Source organism: Cupriavidus taiwanensis LMG 19424 (assembly GCF_000069785.1).
GTDB classification, from domain to species: Bacteria; Pseudomonadota; Gammaproteobacteria; order Burkholderiales; family Burkholderiaceae; genus Cupriavidus; species Cupriavidus taiwanensis.
In genome coordinates this window covers 1,706,719-1,715,985 of record NC_010530.1, presented here as the reverse complement: position 1 = coordinate 1,715,985, position 9,267 = coordinate 1,706,719, and the positions used below count along the sequence as shown (strand labels likewise).

The window sequence follows — 9,267 nt, the reverse complement described above, 5'->3', positions numbered from 1 at the left end:
GGTGTGGAGGCGGTGGGGGCTGGTTCGGGTGTCGGTGGCGGTCTGACAATATGCAGGCCCTATAGGCTGTGCTTCGGCGCAACCGCGCTGACTGTTTGCTCCCCTCTCCCGCCGGGCGGGAGAGGGGAGCGATCACGCTGGGCGGTGGCAAACGCAGTCGTGCTCGGCAAGCCGCGCCGCACCTTCAGAACACGTCGTCCTTCCAGTGATACCAGTGATACAGCACCCGCTGTCCCAACCTCCGGAACGGCGCGAACATCTGCGATTCGACCATCTCGCGCACGTTGGGGAACGGCAGCGGCGAGCGGAAGATGGGCAGTTCCGGCAGCGCCGAGGACTTGCCGGCGATCAGCGCCGCCAGGCGCTTGCCGGCCTGGGCGGAATACATCACGCCGTTGCCGCCGTAGCCCATGGCGTAGTAGATCGACTGCGCCGGGTCGGGCTGGGTGATGCGCGGCATCATGTCGTGGCTGACGTCGACCCAGCCCCACCAGGAATAGTCGATCTGGATGCCCTGCAGCGCGGGGAATTTGCGGTGCATGTCCGCGATCAGCTTCTGCTTGTACTGGTCTTGCGGAGCATCGTTGCCGGTGATGGCGCTGCGGCTGCCGATCTGCAGGCGGCCGTCGGGCATCAGCCGGTAGTAGTGGCGCAGGATGCGGGTGTCGGTGATGACCTGCGTGGTGCGGAAGTTGCACGCGGCCAGCTCGTCCGCCGTGAGCGGGCGTGTGACGATGGAGTTCGACAGGATCGGGAACAGCCGGTTCTTCAGCTCGCGGTGCAGCGACTGCGAGGTATAGCCGCCGGTGGCCACGCCCACGGCGCGCGCGCGCACGATGCCGCCGGGGGTGCGCAGGTAGTGCACGCCGTTGCGCGTTTCCCAGCCGGTCACGGGGCTGGACGGATGCACCTTCGCGCCAAGCGCGCGCGCGCGGCGCAGGTAGCCGAAGGCGAGCTTGCCGGCATGGATGCCGATGCCCTCGGGCTCGTGCATCGCGCCCGCGGCTTCCTTGTCGTCGACGTATTCGCGCCGCACGGTGTCGGCGTCAAGGATGCGCGCGTCGTAGTTGAACACCTCGCGCAGGATTTTCGCTTCCTTCTCCAGCGCGGGCATTACCTTGTCGCGGTGCGCGATATACAGGTGGCCGCCGGGCTGCGGATCGCAGTCGATGTCCTTGATCAGCCCCTTGAAGGTCTCCATGCCGTCGCAGACCTCCTGGTGCAGGCGCAGCGCGGTATCGAGGCCGTAGCGCTGGATCCACTGCGAGCGCTTGAGCCGGCCCGACGCGCATTGCGCCTGGCCGCCGTTGCGCGTGCTGCAGCCCCAGCTGACGCGGTTGGCCTCGAGCACGGTGGCCTTGATGCCGTATTCCTGCGCCAGGAAGATGGCGCAGGTCAGGCCGGTGAAGCCGGAGCCGATGATGGCCACGTCGACATCGATGTCATGCGTGATCGGGCCGTCGTCGGCGGGCGGCTCTCCCGCGGTGCCGATCCAGTAAGTTGGGGCGTATTCCCGGCCATGGCCGGGCGTGGGCGTGTGCAGCGGATCGTAGGCGGGGTCGTACGGCCGGGTCGGGGCGGTCGACTGCTCGCCGGCCAGGAGGCTGCTGCGGGGGGCTACGGCTTGCATGGCGCGTCTCCTCGCTTCAGGCTACGGCTGCCACCGGCGGGCGGTCCTTGCGGTAGGCGTTCTTCACCGCGATCTTGCCGCCGCGGAAGGTGAACACGTCGACCATGCGCGCTTCGATGCGCGCGCCGTCGGCGCGGGTGCCGCGGAAGGTGGATTCGCTGACGCCGCGGTCGCCGACGACAAAGTGGTCGCCATCGACCCATTGCGCATCGGGGAAGGTCTGCCAGGCCAGCTGGAAGCCTTCGCGCACCGCCTCGCGGCCGACGAAGCTGCGGCCGAGCAGGTCAGGGCCGGCCACGCCGTGGAAGACGCAATCATCGGCCATGCAGGCCATCAGCGCGTCGATATCGTGGCGGTTCCAGGCGTCGTTGAAGGCTTGCAGCAGTTCGATGCCGGCGGCGGTATTGTCCTTGGACATGGCTTGGTCTCCGTGAGTGTTGTGGGCCGGTCCGTGTGGAACTGGCCATGACTCGAGGATAGGGAAACCGGCCGCGGCGCTGTAGCGCCAGTTCGGGACTATCGCTTGGGCCAGCGGCGCAGGCGCGGCCGGGCCGCGCTCAGGCGGCGGGGCGGGCTCGGGAAGTGACGGCGGCGGGGGGCGTTGCGCTGCCCGCGGTGGCCTGCAGTTCACGCGCGACGCCGGCCAGCACGCGGATGCCGGGCTCGATGCGGTCCAGCGAGATCGACGAGTAGCCCAGCCGGAAGCCGTTGCGCGGCGCGGGCTCGGCCATGAAGAAGACGCTGCCGGGCTCGATCAGCACGCCTTGCAGCTCCGCCAGCCGCGCCAGTGCATCGGCGTCGAGCCAGGACGGCCCTTCGATCCAGCAGGAGGCCCCGCCGGCGATGGGCACCGCATGGAAATCCGGCATATGCGCGGCCAGCGCGGCCAGCACCGCTTCGGCGCGCTCGCGGTGCGCGGCGGCGAGCCGGCGCAGGTGCGCGTCATAGTGGCCGAGCGACAGGAACAGCGAGAACGCGCGCTGGATATAAGCAGACGGATGCCGCAGCATCAGCCGGCGCGCGCCGCGCAGCTCCGCGATCAGCGCGGCCGGGCCGACGATGTAGCCGATGCGCAGGCCCGGCGCCAGGCTCTTGGACAGGCTGCCGACGTAGATCACGCGGTTGCTGCGGTCCAGGCTCTTGAGCGTGGGCGTGGGATCGCCTTCGAAGCGGCTCTCGGCCTCGTAGTCGTCCTCGATCAGCACGAAGTCGGCTTCCTCGGCCTGCCGCAGCAGCGCCTGGCGCCGCGCCAGCGGCATGGTGACGGTGGTCGGGCACTGGTGGCCCGGGGTCACGTAGACGTAGTCGCACGCGCGCTGCGCATCGGACAGCATCAGGCCCCCGTCATCGACCGGCAGCGGCACCAGGTTCGACGTGTGCGAGCCGAAGATATTGCGCGCGTCCGGATAGCCGGGGTCCTCGATGCCCACCGGCGTGTCGGGGCTGACCAGCAGGTCGGCCAGCAGGTACAGCGCCTGCTGCGCGCCTACGGTGACCACGATCTCGTCGGTGCCGGCCCAGACCCCGCGGCGCGGCAGCACGCGGGTGCGGATCTGCTGCACCAGCGACTCGTCGTCGCGCAGGATCATGTCCTGGGCCCAGTCGTGGATGTCGAGCACGCTCAGCGCCTTCAGGCAGCATTCGCGCCAGTCCGCGGTGGGGAACAGCGCCGGGTCGTACTGGCCGTAGATGAAGGGGTAGGGGTAGTCGCGCCAGTTGGCGCGCTTGACGATATTGCGCTGCTGCGTGGGGCGGAACACGAAACGCCGTTCCCAGTCGGGCTCGCCCGCGCGCGCCGGCACCGGCTCGCCGCGCAGCGAGGCCACGCCGCTGACGCGGGTGCCGAGGATGCCGGGGTTGACGAAGTAGCCGCTGCGCTCGCGCGCGACCAGGTAGCCCTCGTCGACCAGCTGCTGGTAGGCCAGCACCACCGTGTTGCGCGCCACGCGCAGCTGCGCCGACAGCTCGCGGCTGCTCGGCAGCGGTTCGCCTTGCGGCAGCTGCTCGTCGAGGATGGCCGAGACCAGCATCTGCCGGATCTTGCCCTGCAGGCTCAGGCCCGACAGGGCGTGCTGCTGGAACAGCTGGGACCACATCGTGGCGGGGGACTTGAGGCTCATGGTGCGGGGGCAAAAACAACGACACTGCAAACGACACAGCGCGCCAGCTTACTGCACTGGCGCGCCGCGTGGCACATCAATACTTGTGGAGGTCAGGCCTTGGCATTTCGGCCAGCGGCACTACCGGCTCGGCGCCACGGCGAAACAGTTGCCGCGCGCCGTAGGCAATCAGCAGGATCAGCAGGCTGATGACCCCCAGCGCAAGCGGCGTGCGCTGGTCGGGGATAAAGGCCATGGCGACCACGATGCCCAGCATGCCCAGGATCGCGACATAGGTGAGGTACGGGTAGCACCACATGCGCACCCGCAGCTGGCCGGGGGCCTCGCGCTCCAGCCGCGAACGCAGGCGCAGCTGCGAGATCGCGATCAGGATGTAGACGAAGATCGCCACCGTGCCGTACGAATTCACCAGGAAGGCGAACACCGTATCAGGCGAGACATAGGACATCACCACCGCGCCGTAGCCGAACAGCGTCGCCACCAGGATGGCGCGCACCGGCACGCCGTTGCGGCTGACGCGGGCCAGCGACTGCGGTGCGTCGCCGCGGCGCGTCAGCGCAAACAGCATGCGCGAGGAAGCGTACAGGCCCGAGTTCAGCGCCGACAGCACCGCGGTCAGCACGATCGCGTTCATGATCTGCGCGGCCGCCGGCACGCCCATCACGTTCAGCGCGCTGACGTACGGCGTGGCGATGCTGGTGGAATTCCACGGCACCAGGCACACCACCAGCAGGATCGAACCGACATAGAACACCAGCACACGCGTGATGACCGAGCTGGTCGCCTTGGCCACGGCCTTCTGCGGCTCGGCGGTCTCGGCGGCGGCGATGGTGACGATCTCGGCGCCGAAGTAGAAGCCGGTGGCCGCCACCGCGCCGGTCAGCACCGGCACGATGCCGTTGGGCATGAAGCCGCCGTTGGCGGTCAGGTTGGCCACCTCCATGCCGTGCGACCCGGGAGCCAGGCCCAGCACGTAGACGCCGGCGACGAACAGGAACACCATGATCGCCGCCACCTTGATCGAGGCGAACCAGAATTCGAACTCGCCGAAGGACTTGACCGATACCAGGTTGGTCAGCGTCAGCATCACCAGCAGCACCAGGCTGATGATCCAGTTTGGCACGTCGGGCAGCCAGTAACGCACCAGGTCCGCCCCCGCCACCGCTTCGAGTGCCACCACGATGACCCAGAAGTACCAGTACATCCAGCCGGTCAGGAAGCCAGCCAGGTTGCCCACCGCCGGGCGATCGCGCCAGGCTTCGCGTGCATACTCGTAGAAGCCGCCGCCGCCGGGCATGGCGCAGGCCATCTCGCCCAGCATGCGCATCACCAGCACCACCAGCAGGCCGGTGATCAGGAACGAAAGGACCGCGGCCGGGCCGGCCGACTTGATGACGACGCCGCTGCCGACAAAGAGCCCCGCGCCGATCACGCCGCCGAGCGCGATCATGGTCATGTGGCGTTGCTTGAGGCCGTGGGATAGTCCGTTGCCGGACGATGGTTGTTGGATCATGTTGTGTCTCCTGTGCTGCGCTTGCTGTCGGTACTGCGTTGCAGCCAGTCCAGCGATTAAGGCAGGCGCCACGGCTTCTCTTCGGTATAGGTGGCGGGGCAGTAAATGCCAGCCTGGGGCCGTGGTCGTTCAGTATTTGCAATCCCGGGAGAGGATGGCCTATCCGTACATGTCGACTTGTCTCCGGTGTTCGCTTAAAAAATGGAACCAGAAGTTCCAAAAAATTATTGTTTAACCGGAATGTAGGCCGTCTGCTCGGGAAGGTCAACCAGAAGTTTCGATAATTGATATGATTTGACTCTGAAAATGAAACTTACCTATGATGGAGCCAGGCATGAACGATATGCGCTTCGCCAAAAGTGAAGCCAGGCCGGACGGAGACACGCCGGCGCTGCGCTTGTTCGGCCTGCTCGAGGTCATCGCGGAGAAGGACCAGTCCTTCAATCTGCAGGCGCTGGTGGAAGAGACCGGCCTGCCCAAGCCCACGCTGCACCGCATGCTGCAGCAGCTGGAGGCGGCCGGACTGATCCAGCGCAACGGCGACGGGCGGCAATACGGCACCGGCCTGCGGCTGCGCCGGCTGGCGGAGAACCTGTTGCTCAACAGCACGTCGCACGGCGCGCGTCACATGGTGCTGCGCCGGCTGGTGGAAGAGGTGGGCGAAAGCTGCAACCTGACCGCGTTCTCCGGCGGCGAGGTGCTGTACCTCGATCGCGTCGAGACCGCTGCGCCGCTGCGCTTCTACCTGCATCCGGGTTCGCGCGTGCCGGCGCACTGCTCTGCCACCGGCAAGCTGTTCCTGGCGCAGCTGGCGCCGGCGCAGCGGCAGCGTCTGCTGGCCAACGTGGAGCTGGAGCGCTACACGCAGAACACGCTGACCGACCATGCGCAGCTGGAGTCGGAACTGGAGCGCGTGAAGCGCGACGGCTACGCCATGGACGACGAGGAATTCCTGCCGGGGCTGGTCTGCATCGGCGTGCTGGTGCCGGCGGCAGACGGCGGCAAGTCCAACCTGGGGCTGGCGCTGCAGGCCCCGGTGATGCGGGTGCCGCGCGACAAGGCGGTGCAGCTGCTGCCCGCGCTGCAGCGGGCGGCGGCAGCGCTGGCGAAGATCGAGGCCGACAGCGCCGGCAGCTGGCAGGGCGGCGCCGAGGCCACGGAAGCCGCGGAAGAGGACGAATAGCGCACGGCGTCACGCGGAAATGCTCCGCTTGCCGCCGTGCCGATTGGCATGGATGGCGAGAAGCCACGAGGCAACGAGGAGCACAAGGTGACGCAAGAGCAGTTTGGCAAGCCGGACCGGATGATTCCGGTGCGCAGCGTGTTCGGCATCGATTCCGGCCTGATGGTGCCGGCTTTCAGCCAGCGCGATGACCACGTGCCGGAGATCGATCCGGCCTACCGCTTCCAGCCCGAGGTGACGCTGGCGATCCTGTCGGGTTTTATGCGCGACCGTCGCGTGATGGTGCAGGGCCTGCACGGCAGCGGCAAGTCGACCCATATCGAGCAGGTGGCCGCGCGGCTGAACTGGCCCTGCGTGCGCGTCAACCTCGACGGCCATATCAGCCGGCTCGACCTGGTCGGCAAGGATGCCATCGTGGTGCGCGATGGCCGCCAGGTCACCGAGTTCCAGGAAGGCATCGTGCCGTGGGCGCTGCAGCGCCCGGTGGCGCTGATCTTCGACGAATACGACGCGGGCCGGCCCGACGTGATGTTCGTGATCCAGCGCATCCTGGAGCGCGACGGCAAGTTCACGCTGCTGGACCAGAACCGCGTGATCCGCCCCCATCCTTCGTTCCGTCTCTTTGCCACCTCCAACACCGTGGGACTCGGCAACGTCAATGGGCTCTATCACGGCACGCAGTTGCTCAACCACGCGCAGATCGACCGCTGGAACGTGGTGGCGACGCTGGACTACCTGCCTCACGAAGAAGAGGCGGGCATCGTGCTGGCACGCGTGCCGGAGCTGGACGACGCCGACGGGCGCGCGCTGGTCGATGCCATGGTGGCGCTGGCCGGCCTGACCCGGCGCGGCTTTGCCGCGGGCGATGTGTCGGCGCTGATGTCGCCGCGCACCGTGATCAGCTGGGCCGAGAACTGCCAGATCTTCCGCGACCCCGCGCTCGCGTTCCGGCTGACCTTCCTGAACAAGTGCGACGAGGCCGAGCGCCCGGTGGTGGCGGAGTACTACCAGCGCTGCTTCGGCCACCTGCCGGGCGAGGCCGCCGGCACCAGCGCCGCGACGGAGCCGGCGCAATGAATGCGGCGGCGCTCGCCCGGCGCTTGCGCCGGCGCCAGCGGCAGGATGAACTGTCCGGCGCGGCGGTGCGCGCGCTCACCGGCGATGCGGCGCTGCATTTCCGCGATGGCCAGCTCTGGCGCGCGCTGCGTCCGGTGCCGCTGCATGCGCCGCACCTGCGCACCGATGCGGACACCGACACCGCCGCGTGCCTGCGCGGCGCAGCCGATGGCGCCGCGCTGCGCCAGGCGCATTCCGACGCCGCGCTGCACCGGCGGCTGTGCCCGGCCGATGCGGTCGAGCGCCTGGTGTTCGAGCTGCTCGAACAGCTGCGCTGCGAGACCCGCCTGCCGCGCGGCATGTCCGGGGTCGAGGCCAACCTGCGCCATCGCTTTCTGGCGTGGTCGCGCGCCTACCATCGTTCCGGGCTGACCGACGGGCATCTCGGCATCCTGCTCTATACCGTGGCGCAGGTGGCGTGGTCGCGCCTCTGCGGCGAGCCGGTGCTGGAAGAGACCGAAGACCTGATCGAGGCCACGCGCGCGGCCATCGTGCCGATGCTGGGCACCGCGCTGGCGGGGCTGCGCGCGCAACGCCACGACCAGGCCGCGTACGCCGTGCATGCGCTGACGCTGGCGCATGCGGTGGCGCAGATGATCCGCACCGAAGCGCCGCGTGCAGGCGAAGACGACGACCATGCCGCTTCCGCCGCGCGTGCCGGGTTTGCGCTGTGGCTCGACTTCGACGAACCGCCCGTGGAAGACTTCGCCCTGGCCGACAGCGGCCACAGCCGCGTGCTGGCCGACGCCACCGATGGCTACCGCATCTACACCACCCGCTACGACCGCGAAGTGCGCGCCGCCACGCTGGTGCGCCGCGCCTTGCTGGAGGAATACCGCACGCGGCTGGACGCACGCATCGCGCGCGCGGGCGTCAACATCGCCCGGCTGGCGCGCCGCCTGCGTGCCGCGTTGTCGCAGCCGCGCGTGGACGGCTGGTCCTTCGGCGAGGAAAGCGGCCGCATCGATGGCCGCCGCCTGGCGCAGCTGGTCAGCTCGCCCGCCGAACGCCGCCTGTTCCGCCAGGAAGCGCACAAGGCCCATGCCGACTGCGTGGTCGGCTTCCTGATCGACTGCTCCGGCTCGATGAAGGCGCAGGCCGAGCCGCTCACGCTGCTGATCGACATGCTCACACGGGCGCTCGATCAGGCCGGCGTGGCCACCGAGGTGCTCGGCTTCACCACCAATGCGTGGAACGGCGGGCGCGCGCGCAGCGACTGGCTCGCGCGCGGCCGCCCGCAACACCCCGGCCGGCTCAACGAAACCTGCCACATGGTATTCAAGGACGCGCAGCGCAGCTGGCGGCGCGCGCGCACCGACATCACGGCGATGCTGAAAGCCGACCTGTTCCGCGAAGGCGTGGATGGCGAGGCGGTCGAATGGGCCTGCGCGCGCCTGCATGCCAGCGGCAAGGCACGGCGCATCCTGGTGGTGGTGTCCGACGGCAGTCCCATGGATACCGCGACCGGGCAGGCCAACGACGCCTGCTACCTCGACAACCACCTGAAGGCCGTGGTGGCGCGGCACGAGGCGCTGCGCGATGTGGAAATACTCGGGCTCGGGGTCGGGCTGGACCTGAGCCCGTATTACCGGCACACCCTCGCGCTGGACCTGTCGCAGCCGGTGGATATGGCGATGCTCGACGAGGTGGCGGGGCTGGTGGGGGCGAGGCGGCGGTAGTGGCCGCGCCATCGGCGCCCGATGGC

7 protein-coding genes are annotated in these 9,267 nt (G+C 68.7%); 3 read left to right on the top strand and 4 right to left on the bottom strand.

Annotation, left to right across the window (positions count from 1 at the left end):
- Positions 1-184: 184 nt before the first annotated feature.
- From RALTA_RS23305 to RALTA_RS23290, 4 genes are all read right to left on the bottom strand, one after another.
- Positions 185-1,630, bottom strand: a complete 1,446-nt coding sequence (locus tag RALTA_RS23305) for an NAD(P)/FAD-dependent oxidoreductase (protein ID WP_012356403.1) — start codon at positions 1,628-1,630, stop codon at positions 185-187.
- Positions 1,631-1,646: 16 nt separating this feature from the next.
- The gene (locus RALTA_RS23300; RefSeq protein ID WP_012356402.1) at positions 1,647-2,048 is read right to left on the bottom strand and encodes a nuclear transport factor 2 family protein; all 402 of its coding nucleotides are present in this window, start codon (positions 2,046-2,048) and stop codon (positions 1,647-1,649) included.
- A gap of 139 nt (positions 2,049-2,187) precedes the next feature.
- On the bottom strand, positions 2,188-3,750 hold the full coding sequence (pdxR, locus tag RALTA_RS23295; RefSeq protein WP_041232592.1) for a MocR-like pyridoxine biosynthesis transcription factor PdxR: 1,563 nt from the start codon (positions 3,748-3,750) through the stop codon (positions 2,188-2,190).
- Between the two features lie 76 nt (positions 3,751-3,826).
- Positions 3,827-5,263: an amino acid permease gene (locus RALTA_RS23290; protein WP_012356400.1), complete on the bottom strand. Its 1,437-nt coding sequence runs from the start codon at positions 5,261-5,263 to the stop codon at positions 3,827-3,829.
- A 334-nt stretch (positions 5,264-5,597) separates the two neighbouring features.
- Here RALTA_RS23290 and RALTA_RS23285 point away from each other — a divergent pair, with 334 nt between their 5' ends.
- The 3 genes from RALTA_RS23285 to RALTA_RS23275 all read left to right on the top strand — a co-directional run bounded on the left by RALTA_RS23285 (position 5,598) and on the right by RALTA_RS23275 (position 9,241).
- Positions 5,598-6,446: an IclR family transcriptional regulator gene (locus RALTA_RS23285; RefSeq protein WP_041232801.1), complete on the top strand. Its 849-nt coding sequence runs from the start codon at positions 5,598-5,600 to the stop codon at positions 6,444-6,446.
- Positions 6,447-6,566: 120 nt separating this feature from the next.
- Entirely contained in the window at positions 6,567-7,523 is a 957-nt protein-coding gene (locus RALTA_RS23280) for an AAA family ATPase (RefSeq protein ID WP_050976560.1), read from the top strand.
- Positions 7,520-9,241: a cobaltochelatase CobT-related protein gene (locus tag RALTA_RS23275; protein WP_041232590.1), complete on the top strand. Its 1,722-nt coding sequence runs from the start codon at positions 7,520-7,522 to the stop codon at positions 9,239-9,241. Before RALTA_RS23280 ends, RALTA_RS23275 begins: the two co-directional genes overlap by 4 nt.
- Positions 9,242-9,267 lie beyond the last annotated feature (26 nt).